This window comes from Hylemonella sp. GW821-FHT12C09 (assembly GCF_058807395.1).
Genome location: NZ_JBXAQQ010000004.1, coordinates 76459 through 99727, shown reverse-complemented (window position 1 = coordinate 99727; position 23269 = coordinate 76459). Strand labels below are relative to the sequence as shown.

26 protein-coding genes are annotated in these 23269 nt (G+C 66.6%); 16 read left to right on the top strand and 10 right to left on the bottom strand.

Annotated features, from left to right (window positions below; translation table 11 throughout):
- Positions 1-2 precede the first annotated feature (2 nt).
- From AC1RRP_RS08415 to AC1RRP_RS08395, 5 genes are read left to right on the top strand one after another with little or no spacing between them, the layout of a single operon-like run.
- On the top strand, positions 3-1493 hold the full coding sequence (locus AC1RRP_RS08415; RefSeq protein ID WP_493035097.1) for a flagellin N-terminal helical domain-containing protein: 1491 nt from the start codon (positions 3-5) through the stop codon (positions 1491-1493).
- An 18-nt stretch (positions 1494-1511) separates the two neighbouring features.
- Positions 1512-3716, top strand: a complete 2205-nt coding sequence (locus tag AC1RRP_RS08410) for an O-linked N-acetylglucosamine transferase, SPINDLY family protein (protein ID WP_493035095.1) — start codon at positions 1512-1514, stop codon at positions 3714-3716.
- A gap of 17 nt (positions 3717-3733) precedes the next feature.
- Positions 3734-4222 (top strand): acyltransferase, encoded by a 489-nt coding sequence (locus AC1RRP_RS08405; RefSeq protein WP_493035093.1) that lies wholly within the window; start codon positions 3734-3736, stop codon positions 4220-4222.
- 58 nt (positions 4223-4280) lie between these two features.
- The gene (locus AC1RRP_RS08400; protein ID WP_493035092.1) at positions 4281-5078 is read left to right on the top strand and encodes an NAD-dependent epimerase/dehydratase family protein; all 798 of its coding nucleotides are present in this window, start codon (positions 4281-4283) and stop codon (positions 5076-5078) included.
- A gap of 15 nt (positions 5079-5093) precedes the next feature.
- The gene (locus tag AC1RRP_RS08395) at positions 5094-5882 is read left to right on the top strand and encodes a cephalosporin hydroxylase family protein (protein WP_493035088.1); all 789 of its coding nucleotides are present in this window, start codon (positions 5094-5096) and stop codon (positions 5880-5882) included.
- Here the strand turns inward: AC1RRP_RS08395 and AC1RRP_RS08390 are convergent.
- From AC1RRP_RS08390 to rfbF, 5 genes are all read right to left on the bottom strand, one after another.
- The gene (locus tag AC1RRP_RS08390) at positions 5875-6621 is read right to left on the bottom strand and encodes a class I SAM-dependent methyltransferase (RefSeq protein WP_493035086.1); all 747 of its coding nucleotides are present in this window, start codon (positions 6619-6621) and stop codon (positions 5875-5877) included. The two genes, AC1RRP_RS08395 and AC1RRP_RS08390, sit on opposite strands and share 8 nt — an antisense overlap.
- 23 nt (positions 6622-6644) lie before the next feature.
- Positions 6645-7871 carry a class I SAM-dependent methyltransferase gene (locus AC1RRP_RS08385; RefSeq protein ID WP_493035084.1) on the bottom strand — a complete coding sequence of 409 codons (1227 nt, stop codon included), beginning with the start codon at positions 7869-7871 and terminating at the stop codon, positions 6645-6647.
- Positions 7868-8428, bottom strand: coding sequence for a dTDP-4-dehydrorhamnose 3,5-epimerase family protein (locus AC1RRP_RS08380; RefSeq protein WP_493035082.1), 561 nt, complete (start codon positions 8426-8428; stop codon positions 7868-7870). Before AC1RRP_RS08380 ends, AC1RRP_RS08385 begins: the two co-directional genes overlap by 4 nt.
- Positions 8425-9528, bottom strand: coding sequence for a CDP-glucose 4,6-dehydratase (gene rfbG, locus AC1RRP_RS08375; protein ID WP_493035520.1), 1104 nt, complete (start codon positions 9526-9528; stop codon positions 8425-8427). Before rfbG ends, AC1RRP_RS08380 begins: the two co-directional genes overlap by 4 nt.
- A gap of 70 nt (positions 9529-9598) precedes the next feature.
- Positions 9599-10372, bottom strand: coding sequence for a glucose-1-phosphate cytidylyltransferase (gene rfbF / locus AC1RRP_RS08370; RefSeq protein WP_493035080.1), 774 nt, complete (start codon positions 10370-10372; stop codon positions 9599-9601).
- Between the two features lie 264 nt (positions 10373-10636).
- Between rfbF and flhD the strand changes: the two genes are divergently transcribed.
- From flhD to AC1RRP_RS08315, 11 genes are all read left to right on the top strand, one after another.
- On the top strand, positions 10637-10963 hold the full coding sequence (flhD, locus tag AC1RRP_RS08365) for a flagellar transcriptional regulator FlhD (RefSeq protein WP_493035078.1): 327 nt from the start codon (positions 10637-10639) through the stop codon (positions 10961-10963).
- A gap of 16 nt (positions 10964-10979) precedes the next feature.
- Positions 10980-11519 carry a flagellar transcriptional regulator FlhC gene (gene flhC, locus AC1RRP_RS08360; protein WP_493035075.1) on the top strand — a complete coding sequence of 180 codons (540 nt, stop codon included), beginning with the start codon at positions 10980-10982 and terminating at the stop codon, positions 11517-11519.
- A 146-nt stretch (positions 11520-11665) separates the two neighbouring features.
- Positions 11666-12526 carry a flagellar motor stator protein MotA gene (gene motA, locus AC1RRP_RS08355; RefSeq protein WP_493035073.1) on the top strand — a complete coding sequence of 287 codons (861 nt, stop codon included), beginning with the start codon at positions 11666-11668 and terminating at the stop codon, positions 12524-12526.
- 24 nt (positions 12527-12550) lie between these two features.
- Positions 12551-13513, top strand: coding sequence for a flagellar motor protein MotB (motB, locus tag AC1RRP_RS08350; RefSeq protein WP_493035071.1), 963 nt, complete (start codon positions 12551-12553; stop codon positions 13511-13513).
- Between the two features lie 82 nt (positions 13514-13595).
- Complete coding sequence (locus AC1RRP_RS08345; RefSeq protein ID WP_493035069.1) at positions 13596-13982, top strand: response regulator; 387 nt, start codon at positions 13596-13598, stop codon at positions 13980-13982.
- A gap of 3 nt (positions 13983-13985) precedes the next feature.
- Positions 13986-14657 carry a protein phosphatase CheZ gene (locus AC1RRP_RS08340; protein WP_493035067.1) on the top strand — a complete coding sequence of 224 codons (672 nt, stop codon included), beginning with the start codon at positions 13986-13988 and terminating at the stop codon, positions 14655-14657.
- A gap of 318 nt (positions 14658-14975) precedes the next feature.
- Complete coding sequence (locus AC1RRP_RS08335) at positions 14976-16148, top strand: EscU/YscU/HrcU family type III secretion system export apparatus switch protein (RefSeq protein ID WP_493035065.1); 1173 nt, start codon at positions 14976-14978, stop codon at positions 16146-16148.
- Complete coding sequence (gene flhA, locus AC1RRP_RS08330; protein ID WP_493035063.1) at positions 16145-18226, top strand: flagellar biosynthesis protein FlhA; 2082 nt, start codon at positions 16145-16147, stop codon at positions 18224-18226. Before AC1RRP_RS08335 ends, flhA begins: the two co-directional genes overlap by 4 nt.
- The gene (gene flhF / locus AC1RRP_RS08325; protein WP_493035061.1) at positions 18223-19683 is read left to right on the top strand and encodes a flagellar biosynthesis GTPase FlhF; all 1461 of its coding nucleotides are present in this window, start codon (positions 18223-18225) and stop codon (positions 19681-19683) included. Before flhA ends, flhF begins: the two co-directional genes overlap by 4 nt.
- Complete coding sequence (locus AC1RRP_RS08320) at positions 19676-20461, top strand: MinD/ParA family ATP-binding protein (RefSeq protein WP_493035060.1); 786 nt, start codon at positions 19676-19678, stop codon at positions 20459-20461. Before flhF ends, AC1RRP_RS08320 begins: the two co-directional genes overlap by 8 nt.
- Positions 20461-21177: an RNA polymerase sigma factor FliA gene (locus AC1RRP_RS08315; RefSeq protein WP_493035058.1), complete on the top strand. Its 717-nt coding sequence runs from the start codon at positions 20461-20463 to the stop codon at positions 21175-21177. The genes AC1RRP_RS08320 and AC1RRP_RS08315 overlap by 1 nt, the downstream gene beginning before the upstream one ends.
- A gap of 61 nt (positions 21178-21238) precedes the next feature.
- Here AC1RRP_RS08315 and AC1RRP_RS08310 read toward each other — a convergent pair whose 3' ends face one another.
- The 5 genes from AC1RRP_RS08310 to flgM all read right to left on the bottom strand — a co-directional run bounded on the left by AC1RRP_RS08310 (position 21239) and on the right by flgM (position 23256).
- Positions 21239-21658 (bottom strand): hypothetical protein, encoded by a 420-nt coding sequence (locus tag AC1RRP_RS08310; protein ID WP_493035056.1) that lies wholly within the window; start codon positions 21656-21658, stop codon positions 21239-21241.
- A gap of 177 nt (positions 21659-21835) precedes the next feature.
- Positions 21836-22159, bottom strand: a complete 324-nt coding sequence (locus AC1RRP_RS08305; protein WP_493035054.1) for a helix-turn-helix domain-containing protein — start codon at positions 22157-22159, stop codon at positions 21836-21838.
- The gene (locus tag AC1RRP_RS08300) at positions 22143-22454 is read right to left on the bottom strand and encodes a type II toxin-antitoxin system RelE/ParE family toxin (protein ID WP_493035052.1); all 312 of its coding nucleotides are present in this window, start codon (positions 22452-22454) and stop codon (positions 22143-22145) included. The genes AC1RRP_RS08305 and AC1RRP_RS08300 overlap by 17 nt, the downstream gene beginning before the upstream one ends.
- 102 nt (positions 22455-22556) lie before the next feature.
- Positions 22557-22916 (bottom strand): hypothetical protein, encoded by a 360-nt coding sequence (locus AC1RRP_RS08295; RefSeq protein WP_493035050.1) that lies wholly within the window; start codon positions 22914-22916, stop codon positions 22557-22559.
- Positions 22917-22935: 19 nt separating this feature from the next.
- Positions 22936-23256 (bottom strand): flagellar biosynthesis anti-sigma factor FlgM, encoded by a 321-nt coding sequence (flgM, locus tag AC1RRP_RS08290; RefSeq protein WP_493035048.1) that lies wholly within the window; start codon positions 23254-23256, stop codon positions 22936-22938.
- Positions 23257-23269: the final 13 nt, after the last annotated feature.

The window sequence follows — 23269 nt, the reverse complement described above, 5'->3', positions numbered from 1 at the left end:
CAATGGCTGCCGTTATCAACACCAATATCAGCTCGCTGACCGCGCAGCGCAACCAAGGAAGTAGCCAGGCATCCCTGGCCACGGCCATCCAGCGCCTGTCTTCGGGCTTGCGCATCAACAGTGCCAAGGACGACGCTGCCGGCCTGGCGATTTCCGAGCGCTTCACCAGCCAGATCCGCGGCCTGAACCAGGCAGCGCGTAATGCGAACGACGGCATCTCCCTGGCCCAGGTGGCTGAAGGTGCCCTGGGTTCGGCCAGCAACATCCTGCAGCGTGTGCGTGAGCTGGCCGTGCAGTCGGCCAACGCCACCAACAGCGCCTCGGACCGCCAGGCCCTGAACCAGGAAGTGGGTCAGCTGGTGGCCGAGCTGGACCGGATTGCCCAGACCACTGAATTCAACGGCCAGAAGATCCTGGACGGCACCTTCGGTACCGCCCAGTTCCAGGTCGGCGCCAATTCCGGCCAGGTCATCGTGGCCTCCACCGCCAACCTGCGCACGGGCCAGTACGGCAACAACCAGGTCATCGCCAGCGGCCCCTCGGCCGGCTCCGGCGCCTGGGGTGCCAACGGCAGCGTGATCGACACCGTGGCCGTCAATGGCGCACTGGGCAGTGCCGCGGTCAACATCGCCGCCAACGGCACGGCCAAGCTGGCCGCCGACACCATCAACCTGCAGACCCCCAACACCGGTGTCTCCGCCTCGGCGCGCACCGATACCCAGCTGACCTTCGGTGCCGCCGGCGCCTACTCGCTGCTGCTGCGCTCGGACAACTCGGCCGACGAGACCATCTCCTTCGCGATCTCGGCCACCACCGGCGCCGATGGCCTGTCCAACGCCGTGTCGGCCATCAACGAGAAATCATCCAAGACCGGCGTCATCGCCAGCCTGAACGTGTCCGGTACGGGCATCATCCTGACCAACGCCACCGGCAACGACATCCGCGTAGGCGACTCGACCACCGTCAATGCCGGCGCCGTGACCGTGACCAAATACGTCTCGGACACCACCGGCGCCCTGGTGGCCGTGGCCGGCAACCAGACACTGGCTGCCGACAGCACGGCGAACAACGCCATCATCAGCGGTTACGTCACGATGGACTCGGACAAGTCCTTCGCCGTGGATGCCACCACGGGCGGTGCCGCCTCGCTTATCATCGACAGCAACTCGACGCTCAAGAAGGTGGCCAACCTGGACGTGACAACCGCCATCCGGGCCAACGACTCGCTCAAGACGGTGGACTCGGCCCTGTCCTTCATCAGCGGCGAGCGCGCCAAGCTGGGCGCCCTGCAAGCCCGCTTCGAGACCGCCATTTCGGCCCTGCAGATCACGGCCGAGAACCTGACCGCCTCGCGCAGCCGCATCATGGACGCCGACTTCGCCGCCGAAACCGCCGCCCTGTCGCGCGCCCAGATCCTGCAACAGGCCGGTACCGCCATGGTGGCCCAGGCCAACCAGATCCCGCAGGGCGTGCTGGCCCTGCTGCGCCAGTAAGGCGACTGAGGGGCCCCGATGCACGTGCGAACTGCGCGCCCCCCCACCGCCGCAGATCCGCACGACGCCAGGCTGCATGCCGCACTGCAGGCGGCAGACTGGCCGCTGCTGGTGCGCCTGTGCCGCCAGGCCCTGCGCAAGAACGGCCGCCACCTGCGGGCCCACCGCCTGCTGGGCTTTGCACTCAACAAGCAACGCGACACCGACGCGGCACTGGCCGCCTACCGGCAGGCGGCCGCCCTGTGGCCGGACGACGCGGAACTGCTGATCAACTACAGCAACATGCTGCTGGAGCAGGCGCGGCCCGCCGACGCCGGCCCGCTGCTGGAAAAAGTCTGTGCCCTGCGCCCCGATCAGGCCATGTCCTGGCTCATGCTGGCCCAGTGCTGTTATGACAGCCGCCAGCATGAGCGTGGTTACACGGCCGCTCTCAAGGCAGCCGATCTGGCAAGGAATCCGGCCGAACAACTGGCCTCGCTGACACAAAAAGCCATCCACCGCCGCGAACTGGGGCAGGTGCGCGAAGCCGTGCAGGACTGCGAGGCCGCCCTGCGCCTGCAGCCGCAGGACCTGGCCAACCACACCAACCGCCTGCTTTTCATGCTGGCCGACCCGGCCGTCAGCGCGCAGCAGCTGGCCGCCGCCGCCCGCGAATACGGCGCCGCCTTCGAGCCCGCGCTGAAAACCCGCTGGCCCGATTTCGCGCCCCAGCGCCAGGGGCCCTGGCGCCGCCTGAAGATCGGCTTTCTCTCGCCCGACCTGCGCACGCACTCGGTCATGTATTTCGTCGAAGGCCTGCTGGCCCAGCTGGACCGCCGGCAGTTCGAGGTGTACGGGTTCCACCTGCATCCCCAGGAGGATGCCGTCACCGAGCGTGTGCGCTGCCATGTCGACCACTTCGTGCGCCTGGCCGGCCTGAGCGCCACCGAGCAGGCGCTGGCCCTCCGCGCGCAAGGCATCGACATCCTGATCGACCTGGCCGGCCACACCGGCCACAACGGCCTGCTGGCCATGGCACACAAGGCCGCGCCCGTGCAGATCTCCTGGCTGGGCTACCCTGCCACCACCGGCCTCACGGCCATCGACTACAAGTTCACCGACGAGGTCACCGACCCGCCCGGCGCCGACGACCTGTACACCGAACGCCTCTACCGCCTGCCCACCCTGTTCTGCTGCTACCGCCCGCTGAGCCGCGAGCCCCTGTGGCGCTACCAGCCGGCCTACCAAGTACGGCCGGCCCCTGCCTTGAAAAACGGTTTCGTCACCTTCGGTTCCTGCAACAACCTGGGCAAGCTGACCGACGAAGTGCTGGCGCTCTGGGGCCACGTTCTGGCCGCCGTACCGGATGCACGCCTGCTGATCGAAGGCAAGAACTTCGGCCAGCCCGCTTTCGCCGAAGCCTACCGCCAACGCTGCGCCGGCTTGGGGCTGGACGTGGCGCGGCTGGAGCTGGTCCCGCTGGACATGGCCAACCAGTACCTGACCTACCATCGCATAGACATCGCGCTCGACCCCTTCCCGCTGACGGGCGGCACCACCACCTTCGACCTGCTGTGGATGGGTGTGCCCCTGGTGTCCATGGAGGGTGACAGCTTCAAGAGCCGGCTCAGCACCGGCATCCTCACCTATCTGGGCCGCAGTGAATGGCTGGCGCAGGACGCCGAGGCCTATGTGCGCATCGCCGCCACGCTGGCGGCCGACGTGCCGCAGCTCAACACGCTGCGCCTGGGCTTGCGCCGTGAAACCGAGCGGTCGGTGCTGATGCGCGAAGACCTCTTCAACCACCACTTCGGTGAAGGCCTGCGCCTCATGTGGCTGCAGTGGCTGGCCCAAGGCCAGCACCCGCAGGACCCCGAGGCCCAGAGCCGCCTGATCGAAAGCTGGCTGCCCACGCTGCCCCCCGAATGGAGCGAACCCGCGGCGCCCGGCGTCGGCTTGGCCCCCGGCCTGCGCGTGTCCCTGTCCGAAGCGCATCAGCGCCTGCAGGCCCTGCTGGACCGGGCACGCGAGCAACGCCCCAGCGTCACCGGCACCGAAGGCCAGATCAGCCATCGCTGCTGGCTCGACGTCACGGCCATGGCCGAGCGCGTGCTCAACGCCGTCCCGCAGGACCCGGTGGCCCTGGCCTGCCTGGCCGAGGTGGAACACGCCCACGGACACACCGAATTTGCGGTAACGTATCTGCGTTACGCCCAGGAGGCGATGGCAAACGCCATTTCCTAGCGTTTCCCCGGCCCCACATGCTCCAGATCGCCCCCAGCGCCCGCATCTCGCCCCTGGCCGACATCGAGGATTCGGTGCGCGGCAGCCGCATCGCCGTGGGCGCACACTCGGTCATCGACAGCTTCGTCAAGGTCAAGCCGGCCGGCGGTTCAGGAGACCTGCTGATCGGCGAGCACGTGGTCATCAACTCGGGCTGCGTGTTCTACACGGGCCAGGGCATCACCATCGGCAACCACGTCGCAATTGCCGCCAACTGCACCTTCGCCCCGGTCAACCATGCCTACCAGGACAAATCGCGCCTGATCCGCGAGCAGGGCTTCCTGCCCGGCAAGGGTGGCATCGTGGTCGAGGACGACGTCTGGATCGGCGCCAACTGCGTGCTGCTCGACGGCAGCGTGCTGCGCCGCGGCTGCGTGGTGGGCGCCGGCAGCATCGTGCGCGGCGAACTGGCCGCCTACACGGTCTATGCCGGCCAGCCACTGCGTGTGGTGGGGGAGCGTACATGAGCACCGCCCGGCCGCCCGAAGGCGCTCGCACCGCAGTGCACAGCACGGAGGATGCCCGATGAGCTGGACCGTGCTGGGTGCCAGCGGCGTCATCGGCCGGCGCCTGGTGGCGCACCTGCGCGCCGACGGGCAGACGGTGCACACACCCGGCCGCAGCGAGCCCGGCCTGTACGGGCGAGCGCTGGGCCATGTGATCTATGCCATCGGCCTCACCGCCGATTTCCGCACGCGGCCCTACGACACCGTGCAGGCGCACGTGACGCTGCTGGCCGAGCTGCTGCAGCGCGCCGATTTCACGTCCCTGCTCTACCTCTCGTCCACACGCGTCTACGGGCGCGCGGCCAGCGGCCGCGAGGACGCGGACCTGGGCGTGCAGCCACAGGACCCGTCCGACCTCTACAACCTCTCCAAGCTCATGGGCGAATCGCTCTGCCTGAGCGGCGGCCGCAGCGGCGTGCGAGTGGTCCGCCTGTCCAATGTGGTGGGCGGGGAGGACACGGATTCGGCCAACTTCATCCCCAGCCTGGTCCGCGAGGCGCGCGGTGGCCGCATCGTGCTGCAGACCGCGCCGGATTCGGCCAAGGACTACATCCACATCGACGACGTGGCCGAACTGCTGCCGCGCATCGCCACGCAGGGCCGCGAGCGCCTGTACAACGTGGCCAGCGGGGCGCAGACGCGCCATGCGCAGTGGGTGGAGCATCTGGCCGCCCTGACCGGTTGCAGCGTCGAGGTGGCGCCCGGCGCGCCCACCACCCGCTTCGCGCCCATCGACACCACGCGCATTCGCACGGAATTCGCGTTTGTCCCCCGTCCCGTCCTGTCCGCGCTGCCGGCACAGGTCTCCCACTCCTGAACCGCTTGGTGCCCCATGTCCAGCAATCCGATTGAACAATTCGCCCAGGAACGCCGCGCCCAGGTGGCCGGCTACCCGCAGGATGCCGCCTTCACGGCGCAATCCCAAGCCTGGCTGCAGGCGTCGATGCGACGCAAGTACGTCTACAACTTCGACTGGCTGGGTCGCCCCATCATCCAGTACCCGCAGGACATGGTGGCCATGCAGGAGCTGGTCTGGGCCACGCGCCCCGATCTCATCATCGAGACCGGCATCGCCCACGGTGGCTCGCTGGTGCTCAGCGCCTCGCTGCTGGCGATGCTGGACTACTGCGACGCGGTCGAGGCCGGCGCCGTGCTGGACCCGAAGGCCAGCCAGCGCAAGGTGCTGGGCCTGGACATCGACATCCGCGCCCACAACCGTACCGCCATCGAAGCCCACCCCCTGGCGCACAAGATCCAGATGATCCAGGGCTCCAGCATCTCGCCCGAAGTCATCGCCCAGGTGCATGAGATGGCCCGGGGCTACCGGCGTGTCATGGTCTGCCTGGACTCCAACCATACGCACGAACACGTGCTGGCCGAATTGCAGGCCTATGCGCCCCTGACCACGGCGGGCTGCTACTGCGTGGTGTTCGATACCTTTGTGGAGGACATGCCGGACGATCTGTTCCCGGACCGGCCCTGGGCACCGGGCGACAACCCCAAGACCGCCGTGCACGCCTATCTGAAAGCGCACCCCGAATTCGAGATCGACACCAGCATCCCGCACAAACTGCAGGTCACGGTGGCGCCCGACGGTTTTCTCAGGCGCAAGGCTATTTGATCACCAGGCCCTGGCCGGTGGGCAGCTCCAGCACCCGGTAGCCGCGTGCGGCCAGCCAGGGATCTTCGGCCAGCTTCTGGTTTCGATAGGCCATCCAGCCATAGTCGTCGAATACCAGCACGGCCCCGGGCACCATGCGGTCGAACAGGACTTCCAGGGCGCCCATTTCCGCATCGACGTTGTTCAGGTCCAGGTGCATGAAGGCAATCTTCTGCGGTGCCACGTCGGCCAGCACCTCGGGCACCTTGCCCTGGGTGACCGTCACATTGGGCATCTCCGAGAAACGGGCCTTCACGCGCGCGTAGAGCTGGTCGCCGTGCTCGGACATCGCGTGATGCGGCATGCCCGGGTCGTGGTCGAAGAGGTCGTACAGGTAGTAGTGGCGATCCGTCCGCTGCGCAAAATTGACGGCGTCGCAAAGGATGCGTGCGGTGGTGCCCTTGTAGCAGGCGCATTCAACGAAGTCGCCTTCCAGCCGCAAGCCATTGCGCACGCCCCACAGCAAGGTGGAGACCCGCCACAGCAGTGACTGCTCTATCGGGGTCGCCGCATGCCGGTTGAAGGCAGGCATCAAGGCCTCATCCTCCAGGAAACTCAGGTTCCGGTGGTAGGTGAAAAAGTTGTCCCCGGCATAGATCCCGGTCTCCTGCTCGATGCTGCCGATGGCTTTCTGAAGGCCTTCGAAAAAGCCATCGGGATGGCGCAGGCTGTAAAAACTGGCTGGCAGATGGTTCAGCATCGTCTTTCTCGCGTCGCGTCCGTTCAATCGACCTGCAGGTTCGGCACAGCCGTGACGAAACGACCACCCCAGTCGCGGATGTAGGCCAGCTGGGCCGTGATTTCCGTGCGCAGGTTCCACGGCAGGATCAGCACCCGGTCCGGCCGGTCCTGGCGCAGATGCGCCTCGGCCACGATGGGAATGCGGCTGCCGGGCATGTACTTGCCCTGCTTGGCCGGGTTCAGGTCCACCACATAAGGCAGCAGATCCGACCGCACGCCGGCGAAGTTCAGCAGGGTGTTGCCTTTGGCGGCCGCGCCATAGGCGCCGACCTTGAGCCCCTCGCGTTTCGCCTGCAGCAGGAACTCCAGCAGTTCGCGCTTGACGCGCTCGGCCTCATGCTGGAAGCCGACGTAAAAACCCGGCGCCGTCATGCCCGCAGCCTGCTCGCGCGCCAGCAGGTCGGATACTGCCGCCCCCACGGGATGGGGCCCGCCATCGCTGCGCTGCGCAAACACGCGCAGGCTGCCGCCGTGTGTGGGCAGTTCCTCCACGTCGAAGACCTGCAGACCGTTGGCCGCGAAGATGCGCTGCACCGCAGTAAGTGAAAGGTAGGAGTAGTGCTCGTGGTAGGCGGTGTCGAACTGGCACGCCTGCACCATGCGCAGCAGGTGCGGGAACTCGAAGGTCGCCACGCCCTGGGGCTTGAGCAGCAGGGCAAAGCCGGCCACGAAGTCGTTGATGTCGGGCACATGGGCCAGCACGTTGTTGGCCGCCATCAGGTCAGCCTGCCGGCCCTGGGCGACCAGCTCGCGCGCCAGCGCCACGCCGAAGAAGCGTTCGACGATCGCTATGCCCTTGGCACGCGCTGCCGCGGCCGTGCTGGCCGTGGGCTCGATGCCGTAGCAGGGCACCCCGGCCTGCTTTACGTACTGCAGCAGGTAACCGTCGTTGGCCGCCACTTCCACCACGCAACTTGCTGCATTCAGGCCGAAACGCGTGCGCATGGCCTGCACATAGGCCTGCGCATGCGCCAGCCAGGAGGAGGAAAAGGAGCTGAAGTAGGCGTAGTCGTCACTGAAGAGCTGCTCCCGCCCGGCATGGTCCTCGGTCTGCACCAGCCAGCAGGAGGTGCAGACCAGCAGGCGCAGCGGGTACCAGGTCTCGGGTGCCTGCAGGTCCTGCGGCTTCAGATAAGCGTTGGACGGCGGGGCGCTGCCCAGATCGAGGAAGGGCAGGCGCAGTTCGCTGGCGCAATGGCGGCATTTCACAGGCGCACCCCTTCGAATCCCGGCGTCAGCCAGGCAAAGCCGGCATCGCGCGGCGACAGGCCCAGCACCGGCAGGGGCCAATTGATGGCCAGCCGGGCATCGCGCACATGCAGGCCGGCTTCGGCGGCGGGCGCGTAGGCGGCGGAATGGCAATAGACGAGTTCGGCATCGTCGCTCAGGGCCTGGAAGCCGTGGGCAAAACCGGCCGGGATCAGCATCGCGGCACCGTCGGCCGCACTCAGGAATTGCGCATGCCACTGCAGGAAGGTGGGGGAGCCGGCGCGCAGATCCACCGCCACGTCCCACACCTCGCCGCGCACGCAGCTGACCAGTTTCATCTCGGCATGCGGGGCGCGCTGGTAATGCAGGCCGCGCACCGTGCCGCGCGCACGCGTGGAACTGTGGTTGACCTGGGCCACTGGCACGGTCCAGCCGGCGGCGGCCAGTTCGTCGGCGCAGAAGAGGCGTGCAAAGGAACCGCGCTCGTCGACCAGACGCTGGCGTTGCACACGCTTGAGCCCGGCCAGGGGCAGGTCGCTCACTTTCAGGCTGCTCATGCGGCGGCTTCCCAGGCTTCGATGTCGGTCAGGCACAGCGCACGCGCGGCAGCGCCATCCTTGTGCGCAAGGTACCAGCGCATGCTGCGCTGCACCGTCTGCGCCAGGGACCAGCGCGGCCGCAACGCCAGCTGTGCCTGCGCCTTCGAGGTGTCGAGCGCGAGCCAGCCTGCCTCGTGCGGCCCCGTGGCTTCGTTCTCATAATGCACCGCGCCGCCGCCCCAGGCGCCGCGCGCCAGTTCCACCACCTGCTGCACGGTGGCGCGTTCATGCGCGTGCGGGCCAAAATTCCAGGCACCGGCCAGCGCTGCGTCCTGCCACAGGGCCTGGGCCAGGCAGAGGTAAGCGGCCAGCGGCTCCAGCACATGCTGCCAGGGGCGCGTGGCCTGCGGCCGCCGGATACTCAGGGTCTGGCCGCTTTGCCAGGCGCGCACGGCGTCGGGCAGCAGGCGGTCAGCCGCCCAGTCGCCGCCGCCGATCACATTGCCGGCGCGCGCGCTGGCCAGGGCCAGGCCCTGGGCGGACAGAAAGGCATCGCGGTAGCTGCTGATGGCGATCTCGCTGGCGGCCTTGCTGGCGCTGTAGGGATCGTGCCCGCCCAGCTCATCGCTCTCGCGGTAGGGGTGGTGCCACTCGTGGTTGCGGTAGACCTTGTCGGTCGTGACCAGCACGGCCACGCGCGTGCCGGCATGCTGCCGCAGGGCGTCGAGCAGGTGCACCGTGCCCATGACATTGGTGGCGTAGGTGGCCACCGGGTCACGGTAGCTCTCGCGCACCAGGGCCTGGGCGGCCAGGTGCAACACGATCTCGGGGCGGGTCTGCTGCACCACCCGGGCGACGGCACCCGCATCGCGGATGTCGGCCAGGCGGTGGTCCATGTCACCGGCCAGGCCGGCGAGCTCGAAGAGATTGGGTTGGGTGGCCGGCGCCAGCGCCAGGCCGGTGAGCTGCGCGCCGAGGCGCTGCAGCCACAGCGCCAGCCAGGCGCCCTTGAAGCCGGTGTGCCCGGTCAGCAGCACTCGCTTGCCGCGCCAGAAGGCAGGGGATGGAACACCCCCCGGGACGCTTTGCGTCTCCCCCCTCGAGGGGGGCGCACCCAGTGGCCCTGCAAAGCCGGTTCCACGGGTGCCCTGGGTTTGACGGTCACTCACCTTGCATGTCCTGCGTACGTCATTCCCAGACCTTCCAGGGTGCGCGGCCCGAGGCCCAGAGTTCCTCCAGCATGTTCTTCTCGCGCAAGGTGTCCATGGGCTGCCAGAAGCCGTGGTGCTCATAGGCCATGAGCTCGCCATCGCTGGCCAGCCCGGCCAGGGGCTCGACCTCCCAGCTGGTCGCATCGCCGGCAATGCGGGAGATGCAGCGCGGCGAGAGCACGAAGAAACCGCCATTGATCAGGCCGCCATCACCGCGCGGCTTCTCGGTAAAGCCGGCCACCTGCGCGCCCTGCATCTGCAACGCACCATAACGGCCCGGGGGCTGCACGGCCGTCACAGTGGCCAGCTTGCCATGCCCCTTGTGAAAACGGATGGCCTCGGCGATGTTGATGTCGGCCACACCATCGCCATAGGTAAAGCAGAAGGCCTCGTCCTCGGCCACGTAGTCGGCCACACGCTTGAGGCGACCGCCCGTCATGGTCTCTTCACCGGTGTCGACCACGGTCACGCGCCAGGGTTCGGCGTGGCGACGGTGGATTTCCATGCGGTTGCTGCCCATGTCAAAGGTGATGTCCGAGGTGTGCAGGAAGTAGTTGGCAAAGTATTCCTTGATCACGTAGCCGCGGTAACCACAGCAGATCACGAAGTCGTTGACGCCGTGGGCGCTGTAGATCTTCATGATGTGCCACAGGATGGGCTTGCCCCCGATCTCGATCATCGGTTTGGGTTTGAGATGGGTTTCCTCGGAAATCCGGGTGCCCAGGCCGCCGGCCAGGATGACTGCTTTCATGGTGCGCCGCTTGAAAGTGACTGTATCTCTATATATAGCCGCAAAGAATAAGGCAGCGGGCTCCGCCGGAAAACAGGAATTGCCCGGTGTTCGCCTCTTATTTCATGGCATTCCCTTTGCCCCCTGTTTGTAGGATTTCCCCCTACAAGCCTGTACGCATTACCTTTCAGCACAGACAGCCACTGGCTGATTCAAGTTTTGCAACCGGTGTTCAGAATCAACCCCAACGCGAAACCTTTGAATTGCGCCGTAAAGGAGACCTAAATGACCGACGAACAGATGATCGCCGAGATCCGCGAAACCAACCTCACCTACCTGATGCTGGCGCAGAACCTGATCCGCAAAGACAAGGCCGAGGCGCAGTTCCGTCTGGGGCTCTCGGAAGAGTCGGCCGATCTGATGGCCGCGCTCTCCCCGGCGCAGATCTCCAAGATCGCCTCCAGCAGCATGCTGCTGTGCCGCTTCCGCATGGACGACGAGGTGGTGTGGAGCCTGCTGACCAACCAGGCCGCACGCAAGGTGGACAACGACGCCACCACCCGCCTGCACGCCAGCATCCTGATGGCCGGCCGTTTCGCCGAAGCCACCTGAAACAGGGAACCGCAACATGGCCACCGGCAAAAGCGTCCTCAATGAATCGCGCCAGATCGAGCGCGCCGTCGCCCTGATCAAGCTGGGCGCCCGGCTGCAGGTGCTCGAGAGCGAGACCGACCTGTCCTACGAGCGCCTGCTGCGCCTGTACAAGGAAGTGGCGGGCAAGTCGCCCTCCAAGGGCCAGCTGCCCTTCTCGACCGACTGGTTCCTGACCTGGCAGCCCAACATCCACGCATCGCTCTTCCTCAACATCTACGAGTACCTGAGCAAGACCAGCAGCCTGGAAGACATCGAGGCCGTGATGAAGGCTTTCCGCCTCTACAGCGAGCAGATGGTCACCCTGGAGATGGAGCCCCTGCTGTCGGTCACGCGCGCCTGGCGCCTGGTCAAGTTCGTGGACAACAACATGCTGGCCATGACCCGGTGCTCCAAGTGCAACGGGCATTTCGTCTCCGAGCCCTATGAAAACGCCCGCCATTACGTTTGCGGCCTGTGCGAGCCGCCGGCGCGCGCCGGCAAGGGCAGCACGGCGGGCGGCATCCTGCTGCACTGAGGCTCGACAGCAAACCGCCATATTCGTGAAAAGGGGGCCGATTGGCCCCCTTTTTTTCGTAGCCCCCCACCCGACCTTTCCCCTAGAATGGTCCGGCACAGGCCATCCGCCCACGCATCCGCCCACCCTCAAGATCCTCCACGAACATGCTAGTCATCATTGGTTATGCCGTCGCCATGGGTTGCATCTTCGGGGTGTACATCGTGCACGGCGGCAATATCGGCGTGATCCTGACGGCCCTGCCTTTCGAGCTGATCACCATCTTCGGCGGCGCCCTGGGTGCCTTCGTCGTGAACAACCAGCCCAAGGTGCTCAAGGCGACCATCGCCATGATCCCGCAGGCGCTCAAGAGCTCCAAGTACACCAAGGAGCGCTACCTGGAGCTGATGGCCATGCTCTACGACATCCTGCAGAAGGCGCGCAAGGAAGGCCTGATGGCCATCGAAAAGGACGTCGAGAACCCGCACGAATCGCCCATCTTCCAGAAATACCCCGTGGTCGGCAGCGACCATCACGTGGTCGAGTTCACCACCGACTACCTGCGCATGATGGTTTCGGGCAACCTCAACGCGCACGAGATCGAGTCCCTGATGGACAACGAGATCGAGACCCATCACCAGGAAGCGCACGGCCCCATCGCCGCCATCGCCCGTCTGGCCGGCGCGCTGCCGGCCTTCGGCATCGTGGCCGCCGTGCTGGGCGTGGTCAACACCATGGGCTCGGTGGGCCAGCCGCCCGCCGTGCTGGGCGGCATGATCGCCTCGGCCCTGGTCGGCACCTTCCTGGGCATCCTGCTGGCCTATGGCGTGGTCGAGCCGCTGGGCGGCCTGCTGGAGCAGAAGGCCCAGGACAGCGCCAAGGAACTGGAGTGCATCAAGTCCACCTTGCTGGCCAGCATGCAGGGCTACAACCCCTCCACCGCCATCGAGTTCGGCCGCAAGGTGCTGTTCTCGACCGAGCGCCCGACCTTCATCGAACTCGAAAGCCACGTGCGCGGCAAGAAGTAAGCCGACGCACCGACCAGGTTAGCCATGGCCTCCGACGCCAAAAAGCTCCAGCCCATCATCGTCAAGAAGGTCAAGAAGACCGGGCACGCCGCGCATGGCGGCGCCTGGAAGATCGCCTACGCCGACTTCGTGACCGCCATGATGGCCTTCTTCCTGCTGATGTGGCTGCTGGGCTCGACCTCCAAGGGCGACCTCAAGGGCCTGTCCGACTACTTCAGCTCTCCGCTCAAGGTCGCCATGGCCGGCGGCAGCGGCGCGGGCGCCAGCCCCACCATCCTGCCCGGAGGCGGTGCCGACCTGACGCAACAGGTGGGTCAGCAGCATCAGGGTGAAAGTGCGGACCCCATGAAAAAAAGGCGCGCCCTCGAACAGGCGCGCGCCGATGCCGCCCGGCAGGATGCCAAGCGCCTGGCCGCCCTGAGCGCCAAGATCAGCGCGGCCATCTCCAACAACAAGAAGCTGGCCCAGTACAGCAACCAGATCCGCCTGGAAACCACCCCCGACGGCCTGCAGATCCAGATCGTCGACGACCAGGGCCGCCCCATGTTCACCAGCGGCAGCGCCGTGGTGCAGCCTTATATGCGCGAAATCCTGCGCGAGATCGGCGCCGCCCTCAATGGTGTGGAAAACCGCATCAGCCTGGACGGCCACACCGACCAGACCCCCTACGGCAGCGGCGACCGCGGCTACAGCAACTGGGAGCTCTCGGCCGACCGCGCCAATGCCTCGCGCCGCGAACTGGTGCTCGCCGGCATGCCCGAGGACAAGCTGATCCGCGTGACCGGCCTGGCCTCCAGCGTGCTGCTGGAGCCGGACCAGCCCCTGGCGCCGGTGAACCGGCGCATCAGCATCATGGTCCTGACCCGCGAGGCCGAGGAGCGCCTGCTGGGCACCAGCCGGGTGCCCGTGCTGGCTGAGCCCGAGGTCGCCGCCCCACCCGCCCAGGCGCCTGCGCCCCCACCTGCGCCGGCAACCCCGGCACAATGAACCCCACTGCAAAGCATCCGAAAGACTTGGTCATCGCCCGGACTTGCGATAATCTGCCCCAATAGAACAGAAAGGCTCAGCCATGGCCAACCCCCGATTCCTGGTTGTCGACGACTTCTCCACGATGCGACGCATCGTGCGCAATCTGCTCAAGGAGAGTGGTTTTTCCGATTGCGACGAAGCCGAGGATGGTGTCGTCGCATTGCAGAAGCTGCGCACCACCAATTTCGACTTCGTCGTCAGCGACATCAACATGCCGAACATGAACGGCTTCCAGCTGCTGGCCGAGATCAAGAAGGACGAGAAGCTCAAGCACATCCCCGTGCTGATGGTCACCGCCGAGGCGCGCAAGGAAGACATCGTGCTCGCCGCCCAGCAGGGCGCCGCCGGGTATATCGTCAAGCCCTTCACCAAGGCCACCCTGGAAGACAAGGTGATCCACATCCTCAAAAAAGCGGGGCTTGCCTGAATCATGGAAGCCAGCGCCTCTGCCCATAACGCCGGGGACGCCGCTTCCCCGGACGCTGCTCCGGACGTCCACCACAAGATCGGCCAGCTCACACGTCAGCTGCACGATGCCTTGCATGAGCTGGGTTATGCCGAAAAGCTGCAAGGCACGGCCGGGGAACTGCCCGATGCCAAATCGCGCCTCTCGTACATCGCCCGCCTGACCGGTGAAGCCGCCGAAAAGGTGCTCAACCGCGTCGACCAGGCCAAGACCCAGCACGACCACATCGCAGCCCAGACCCGGCACATGATCGCCCTGCTGGTGGCGGACCCGGTGGCCGCCGTGGCCAAGGGCCACATCATGAATTTCCTGACCGACCTGGAAAAAGCCAATGGCGAGGTCGACCAGCACCTGACCGAGATCATGATGGCGCAGGACTTCCACGACCTGACCGGTCAGGTCATCGCCCGCGTGGTCAACCTGGCCACCGTCATCGAAGACCAGCTGGTCGAACTGCTGATCCAGACCGCCCCGCCCGAGCTGCAGTCCCGCGTGAGCGCCCCGGCGTCCGCTGCCGCCCCGCTCGGGGTGGCCGATGTGGTGCTCTCCGGCCCCGTGGTCGATCCTGGCAACAGCACGGATGTGGTCACCAGCCAATCCCAGGTCGACGACCTGCTGGCGAGCCTGGGGTTCTAAAGAACCACCCCCCGAGCGGCTTACGCCGCTCGGTGCTGACGGCCAAAGGCCGTAGCTCTTCGGGCTGTCCAAGCCTGCGCAGGCGGGCTTGGAGCCGCAGCCCTCAGCCCCTTTCTCGCCTTCGGCGGGAGGGGCGCGCACCCAGCGGCCTGGCAGAGCCAGTTCCGCGGGTGTCCTGGTCTTGGCCCCTCGCGCTTCGGGTGGCGCCGCGGATCGCTAAAGTCCTCCTCCGGATCAAGGGGGGAAAGGCCGGTCTTTTCGGCCTTTAGTTACGGCACCCCTTGACGACAATGGCGTGAACTTCAGCGTCGCGCCACCATGGATTCCAGCAGTCAGGACCGCAATTTACCCGCTTCGCCGCGCAAGCTGCAGCGGGCGCGCGAAGACGGCCAGGTCGCGCGCTCACGCGACCTCGGACACCTGGCGGTGCTCGGCGGTGGCGCCCTCACCCTCCTGTTCCTGGCCCCCTATATGTACGGCGAGCTCAAGCTGGCCATGGGACGGCAGCTCACCTTCGACGCAGCCGTGGCCCTGCAGACGGGCAGCATGCTCGATCGCCTGCAGGCCATGGCCCTCACCGGCCTGATCGGCTGCGTGGTCTTCGCGCTCATCGTCACCAGCATCGCGGTGCTGGGCACGCTGGCTTCGGGCGGCTGGGTGCTCAGCCTCAAGCCCATCATGCCGGACCTCACGCGACTCAGCCCCCTGGCCGGCCTCAAGGGCCTGGTCTCCAAGAAGAAGCTGGCCGAAACCGCCAAGACCACCTTCATCATGTTCTTCATCCTGGCACTGGCGGCGGCCTTCATCCACTCCACCCTGCCCTCGGTGGCGGCCCTGGTGATGCAGCCCTCGGTGGGCGCGCTGGGCCAGATGTTCGAATGGCTGCTCACCGGCACCAGCCTGCTGCTGGCAGTGGTCATGCTGGTGGCGCTGGTGGACCTGCCGCTGCAGAACTTCCTGCACCAGTCCGAGCTCAAGATGTCGCTCAAGGAAATGCGCGACGAGCACAAGGAGTCCGAAGGCAACCCGCAGATGAAGGGCCAGCGCCGCCAGAAGGCCCGCGAGATCGCCCAGCGCGGCAGCATCAAGGCCGTGCCCCGGGCTGACTTCATCCTCATGAACCCCACGCACTATGCCGTGGCCGTGCAATACGACGAGAAGACCATGAGCGCGCCGCGCGTCATCTCCAAGGGCGCCGACCTGCTGGCCATGAAGATCCGCGACATCGCCAAGGCGCACGAGGTGCCGGTGCTGCAGTCGCCGGTGCTGGCGCGTGCGCTCTACGCCCACGCCGAACTCGACCAGGACATCCCCGCCAGCCTGTACACCGCCGTGGCCCAGGTGCTGGCCTACATCTACCGCCTGCGCGCCGCCATGCGCGGCGAAGGCCCCATGCCGGGCGAGCCGCCGCAGCCGCCCGTGCCGCCCGGACTTGACCCGCTGCAGCCCAAGACGCCGAACATGGCCCAACCGAAACCGAGCGCCGCATGAACCCGCTACTCCAGACCCTGCAAGGCCGCTTCGGCCGCCACGCCGCCATGCTCTCGGGCGCCGCCGCGCCGCTGCTGGTCGTCGCCATCCTCGCCATGATGGTGTTGCCGCTGCCGGCCTGGGTGCTCGACATCCTCTTCACCATCAACATCGCCGTGGCGCTGATGGTCATGATGGTGGCCGCCTACATGCTGCGCCCGCTGGACTTCGCCTCCTTCCCGGCCGTGCTGCTGCTGACCACGCTGATGCGCCTGTCGCTCAACGTGGCGTCCACACGCGTGGTGCTGCTCGACGGCCACACCGGCCCGGGCGCGGCCGGCGCGGTGATCGAAGCCTTCGGCCACTTCCTGATCGGCGGCAACTTCGCCGTCGGCCTGATCGTCTTTGCCATCCTGGTGGTGATCAACTTCGTGGTGGTGACCAAGGGCGCCGAACGCATTGCCGAGGTCTCGGCGCGTTTCGCCCTGGACGCCATGCCCGGCAAGCAGATGGCGGTGGACGCCGACCTGTCGGCGGGCATGATCGACGAGAAGGAAGCCAAGCGCCGCCGCGCCGAGGTCAGCGAGGAAGCCGACTTCTTCGGCTCCATGGACGGCGCCTCCAAGTTCGTGCGCGGCGATGCCATCGCCGGCATCCTGATCCTCTTCATCAACATCATCGGCGGCTTCGTCATCGGCATGCTGCAGCACAACCTGAGCGCCGGCCAGGCCGCCGACAGCTACATCCTGCTGGCCGTGGGCGACGCGCTGGTGGCGCAGATCCCCGGCCTGCTGATCTCGGTCTCGGCCGCCATGGTGGTCTCGCGCGTGGGCAAGGAACAGGACCTCGGGCGCCAGATCGCCGACCAGATGTTCGTCTCGCCGCGCGCGCTGGGCATCACCGCCGGCATCCTGACCGTGCTGGGCCTGATTCCCGGCATGCCCAATGTGGTCTTCCTCTCCATCGCCGCCCTGATCGGCTACGCCGCCTGGGTGCTGGCGCACAAGCCGCCGCCCGCCGAAGAGGCTAGCGCAGCGCCCGTGGCGCAGGGCGACGGCGAAGCCAGCTGGGACGACCTGCAACCCGTGGACCAGCTCGGCCTGGAACTGGGCTACCGCCTCATCACGCTGGTCGACAAGAACCGCTCGGGCGACCTGCTCACGCGCATCAAGGGCGTGCGCCGCAAGTTCGCGCAGGAAGTGGGTTTCCTGCCCCCGCCCGTGCACGTGCGCGACAACCTGGAACTCAAGCCCAGCGGCTACCGCATCAGCCTGCGCGGTGTGGTCGTGGGCGACGGCGAAGCCTTCCCCGGCATGTACCTGGCCATCAACCCCGGCGGCATCACCACGCCGCTGATCGGCACCGCCACCACCGACCCGGCCTTCGGCCTGCCCGCGCACTGGATCGACGAGCGCCAGAAGGAAGCTGCCCAAATGGCCGGCTTTACGGTCGTTGATTCCGAGACCGTGATGGCCACCCATTTGTCACACTTGATGCAGGTCCACGCCGCCAAGCTGCTCAGCCGTACCGAGACCCAGCAGCTGGTCGAGCACGTCAGCCGGCTGGCACCGAAACTGATCGAAGAAGTGGTCCCCAAGATGATCTCGATTGCCGTGTTCCAGAAAGTCCTGCAGCTGCTGCTGGAGGAGTCGGTGCACATCCGCGACATCCGCACCATCATCGAGACCATCGCCGAGCACGCCACCACCGTCAGCGATCCGAACGAACTGGCCAAGCGGGTGCGCGTGGCGCTGTCGCCGGCCATCGTGCAGCAGATCTACGGCCCGTCCAAGGAACTCAACGTCATCGCCATCGACCCGCCGCTGGAGCGCCTGCTGGTGCAGGCCCTGGGGCATGCCGGCGGCCCGGCGCTGGACCCCGGCGTGGCGGACATGCTCACGCGCAACGCCGCCACCGTGGCCATGAAACAGGAAGAGACCGGCGTGCCGGCCTGCCTGCTGGTGCCCGACCCGATCCGCAATTCCATCGCGCGCCTGGTGCGCCGCGCCGCGCCGCGCATGCAGGTGCTGGCGCACAGCGAGATTCCTGAAACCCATTCCATCCGCATCGGCCCGATCCTTCGAGGTGCCCTGACATGAACATCCAACGCTTTTACGCTGCCACCACCCGCGAGGCCCTGGCCAAGGCCCGCATGGTCTTCGGCGACGGCACGCTGATCCTCTCCAACCGCCAGACCCCGCAAGGCGTGGAAGTGGTGGCCACCACCGAAGACGCGCTGGCCACACTGGACCAGAGCCTCCCCGCCGCCTCGACCGCCGCTGCCCCCGTGGCCCCCGCCCCCCGCGCCAAGGCCGCCCCCGCGCCCAGCCCCGCCGCCGTGCGTGCCGCCGCCCAGACCCCGGTGGAAGAAGACGCCGCCCAGCTGGCCATGAGCACACTCTCCTTCCAGGACTATGTGCGCGAACGCATGCTGCAGCGCCGCGCCGAAGCCCAGCAACAGGCCAAGGCCGCAGCGCCCCTGTCCGCACGCTCCGCCTACGAAATCATCCCGCCCGATCCTGAGGTCGCACCGCCGCCCGCGCGCAAGGCCGTGGCCGCCCCCGCGCCCTTGCCCGTCGCCCCGGCCCCCGTGGCGGCCACCCCGGCCGCCGTGCCCCAGGGCCTGGTCAACGAACTCAGCGCCATGAAGGACCTGATCGAGGAACGCTTCAGCACCCTGGCCTGGCTGGGCCAGACCAAGCAGAGCCCGATCCGCGCCAACCTCACGCTCAAGCTCATCCGCTCCGGCTACTCGCCCGCCCTGGCGCGCGCCGTGCTGAGCATGATGCCCGACGACGCCAGTCCGGCCGAGGCCATGCTCTGGCTGCTGGGCGTGCTCACGCGCAACATCAAGACCGACGCCGGCGGCCCCGCGCTGAAGGACGAAGGCGGCGTCTTCGCCCTGGTCGGCACCACCGGCGTGGGCAAGACCACCACCGCCGCCAAGCTGGCCGCACAGTGCGCACGCATACACGGCGCCGGCAGCGTGGGCCTGATCACCCTGGACAGCTACCGCATCGGCGCCCACGAGCAGCTGCGCGCCTACGGCCGCATGCTGGGCGTGGTGGCCCATATGGCGCACGACCGCGCCGCCCTGCAGGATCTGCTGGGCCTGCTGTCCAACCGCAAGCTGGTCATCATCGACACCACCGGCGTGGCCCCGCGCGATCCGCGCAAGCGCGACATCCTCGACGTGCTGGACCTGCCGCAGATCAAACGCCTGCTGGTGCTCAACGCCGCCAGCCATGGCGACACCCAGGACGAGGCCGTGGCCAACTTCGGCGCCAGGCAGGCCGTGCTGACCAAGACCGACGAGGCCGTCAAGCTCGGCCCCGCGCTGGACAGCGTCATCCGCCACCACCTCGTGTTGCGCGGCGTGAGCAACGGCCAGCGCGTGCCCGAGGACCTGGAGCGCGCCAATGCCGAACAACTGGTCAGGCAGTCCATGCGCTCCTCGGGCAAATCGGCCCACGACCCGCAGATGGCTGAACTGGGCCTGTATTTCGCGCAGGCCGCCGCCCAGGGCCTGCACGTACAGGGACAACTGCATGCTTGACACCGACAGCCACCAGGCCGCCGGTCTGGCCGCCATGGCCGCCGAACAGGCCCCGCGCATCGTCGCCCTGGCCAGTCACGGCGACCGCCGCAGCGAGCTGCCCCTGCTCTGGCAACTGTGCGCGGCCTGGACGGCGCTGGATTATCCGGTGGTGGTGCTCGATGCACACGTGCGCGAATCCGAAGCCCAGCCCGGCCTGCAGCAACTGCTGAGGGACAGCGACGAGCTGAGCCACCTCGGCCAGGGGCCGGACGACTGGGCCATCGTGCCGGCCGCCCTGGGCCTGACCGCCCTGGGCACACCCCAGGCCAGCCCGCCACCCGCCGCCAGCGCCGAGCGTGCGCGCCAGCTGGCCGAACTCTTCCACGACTACGAGCTGATCCTGCTCTACGCCCCGGCGCACGAGCTGGCGCGCACGCTGCAGGGCAGCAGCCTGTCGCCGCTGCTCCCCGTCTCGGCCAGCGACGCCGCGCTGCTGACGGCCTACCACGCGCTCAAGCAGTTGTTGAACCTGGGCAAACTTAGGCCTACCATCGTGGCTGTGATGGACGACTCCAATCTGGCCACCCGCGTCTCGGGCCACAGCATCAGCAGGAACCTGCAGGACTGTGCCCGGGACTTCCTCGCCTGCGAAGTGCCGGCCCTGACCGTCTGCCCCGACCAGACCGGGGAGATCCAGCGCCTGGCGCTGCGCACCCTGGAACATGCGCTGCAGCCGCCGCGCTGGACGCCCCCCCCTGCCGCCGGCCGCGCCCCCCGCGCCGCGAGGAGCCTCTGATGTACACCGCCAAAGGCCAGCTCGACCGCGACGCCCTGATCCGGCAGTACTCGCCGCTGGTGCGCCGCCTGGCCCACCACATGATGGCCAAGCTGCCGCCCAGCATCCAGGTCGACGACCTGATCCAGGTCGGCCTGATCGGCCTGTCCGAGGCGCTCACCCGTTTCGAGGCCAGCCAGGGCGTGCAGTTCGAAACCTTTGCGACCCAGCGCATCCGCGGCGCCATGATCGACGAGCTGCGCGAGAACGACTGGATGAGCCGCGGCTCGCGCAAGAGCCAGAAGGAGATCGAGGTCGCCCTCACCCGCCTGGAGCACAAGCTCGGCCGCTCGGCCAGCGAATCCGAGATCGCCGCCGAACTGGGCATGGAACTGGCCGAGTACCAGGCCCTGCTCTACAAGGTCAAGGGCACGCAGCTGGTCTACCTGGAAGACATGACGGGCAACAGCGAAGGCGAGGACGGCTTTCTCGACCGCCACATGGTCGACGGCGACTCCGACCCCATGCAGCTGCTGCGCAACCAGCGTATCCGCGATTCGCTGGTCACCGCCATCAAGAGCCTGCCCGAGCGCGAGCAGTACATCATGAGCATGTACTACGAACAGGACATGAACCTCAAGGAAATCGCCGCCGTGCTGGGCATCACCGAGTCCCGCGTGTGCCAGCTGCACAGCCAGTCGATTGCGCGGCTGCGAGCGAAGATGCGGTCGCATTGAGAGACGCAAGAAAAAGGGCTGTGTGATGCAGCCCCTTTTTTTTGTTCAATCAACGATTGAACTAACAGACGTGACGCGTTTCTTGCGACGCGCCCTTGATAAGCGAAGTGCCAGCAGGCGTCTTTTCTGCATCGCAGTTTGACGGCATTTTCCGGTGCTGCATTTCGAAGTTGTGCTTGGTGAGCATCACATGTATCTCTTCTCTTTGTGAATCATCCGTCGGATACCAGCGAATCCACTCACCGTCATTCCGGTTCTCCACTCTGTATTTCATTCCCCGCGATGACAAAAGACTCTTGAGGTAATCACGAGATTCTTTGTCTTCATACTTGTCGGCAATACCTCCGTAGAGGTCACGCTCTACCTCGGAGCGAATGCGAACCACCGTCTCTTGATGTTCGCCCTCGTACCTGATGAACCCATCGGCGTCTCTGCGGAAAGGGACTCTTTCTCTACCGAGCGCCGCTTCGAGTTCGTCCATGAATTGCGTCTCACTGCTTTTGAACCCGCGCTCCCCTTCAAGAGAACATCCCAAGCTCGTGGTCACGATCAAAGCAGCAAGGATGGCTGGAAAGTTAGGCGTACGCATGTTTCCCGCTATAAGTTGGCATAGACCACAAAAGAGCGGCATCACATGGATCGAAGGTCATCATTTGTACTAATCCGCTGACTTCCCCGCCACAGCCAGCACCGCCTTGGGATTCGTACTGGCGATGGCCAGCAGGGTCCGCGCCGCACCGCTGGGCTGCTTGCGACCCTGTTCCCAGCCTTGCAGGGTCCGGACGGAGACCCCCAGCAAGCTGGCAAACTGTGACTGGGACAAGCCCGTGGCCTCACGCGCCTCGGCGGCCGACGAGACCACCACCTTGCCCCTGCCAGCCTGCATGTCCCGGATCGATTGGAGTATCTCTGCGCCAAGATCGCGCGTCGCCTCGAACGCGGCGATTTCGGCAGGACTCAGTTTTTTAGATTTCGAGGGCACGGCGGATCTCCTTGAGGGTGTCGAGGGAAATGTTCTCCGTTGTCGACTTGGCGTAGAGGGTGAGCAGGTAAACCTCGCCGGCTTCGTTCCGAGTGAGATAGACGATGCGCACGCCGCCCGACTTGCCAGTCCCTTCCCTTGCCCACCGCACCTTGCGCACGCCGCCAGAACCACGTATCACAGCGCCGGCATCCGGGTTGACTGCGATGAACGAAGCGAACTCAGCGCGCTCGTCTTCGTCCCAGTACCGAGGCCACAAACGCTGGAAGATGGGGCTCTCGACAACGGTAAACATCACGCAACTATACGCCCAAGGCGTACAAACATCCAGACACCCTGATCCACAGACACAAAAAAGGCTGCCCACGGCAGCCCTTGTGCTGAAAGCTTTGTCAGCTCAGGCGGAAAAGGCCTTGTAGCTGCCGACCCGGCCCGCCGGGGCGGCATAGGTGCTCTTGCGGGTGGCCGGCACCATGGCGTGCAGGGCACGCTCCACCACCACGCTGCGGCGGAGCAGGTTTTCACGCTGGATGTTGAGTTGCATCGCCAGCTTTTTCAGGCGGGCCTGCAGATCAGGGCCGGCCTGCTGCGCACCGCCCAGGCGCTCCATGAGGCTGGCAAAACCCAAGGCCGCCTGCTGCAGGGCGTTGCTGGCGGTTTCCAGCATCTGCGGCTCGCCCGTGGCCACGGCCGCTGCCACGACTTCGCATTGCAGTTCAATCAGTGACAGCGGTTTTTCAATCTCGGCGGGCAGCATGGGGGGTCTCCGTAGGGGCTCAGTTCTGCGTGCGGTTCAGCATTTCCTGGGCGTTGGACAGCAATTTGTCAGCGATGGCCTCGGGGTTGACGACATAGCTGCCGTCCTCGATGGCCTGGCGCACCGCATTGACCTTTTCGGTATCGATGTCAGCCGCCTCACCGCGGTTGGCCTGCTCCAGGCTGCGCACCGAGGTCGACACGGTCACCGCCACGCCAGAAGAGCTGGCCGTGCTGGCTGCCGTGGCGGCCGCTTCCTTTTTCGCAGGTGCAGCCGCGCCGGACGCCGCTGCCGACGGTGTCGAAACTTTGGGCAAATCTGCCGGTTGACCTACTTTCATGGCGTTCTCCAAT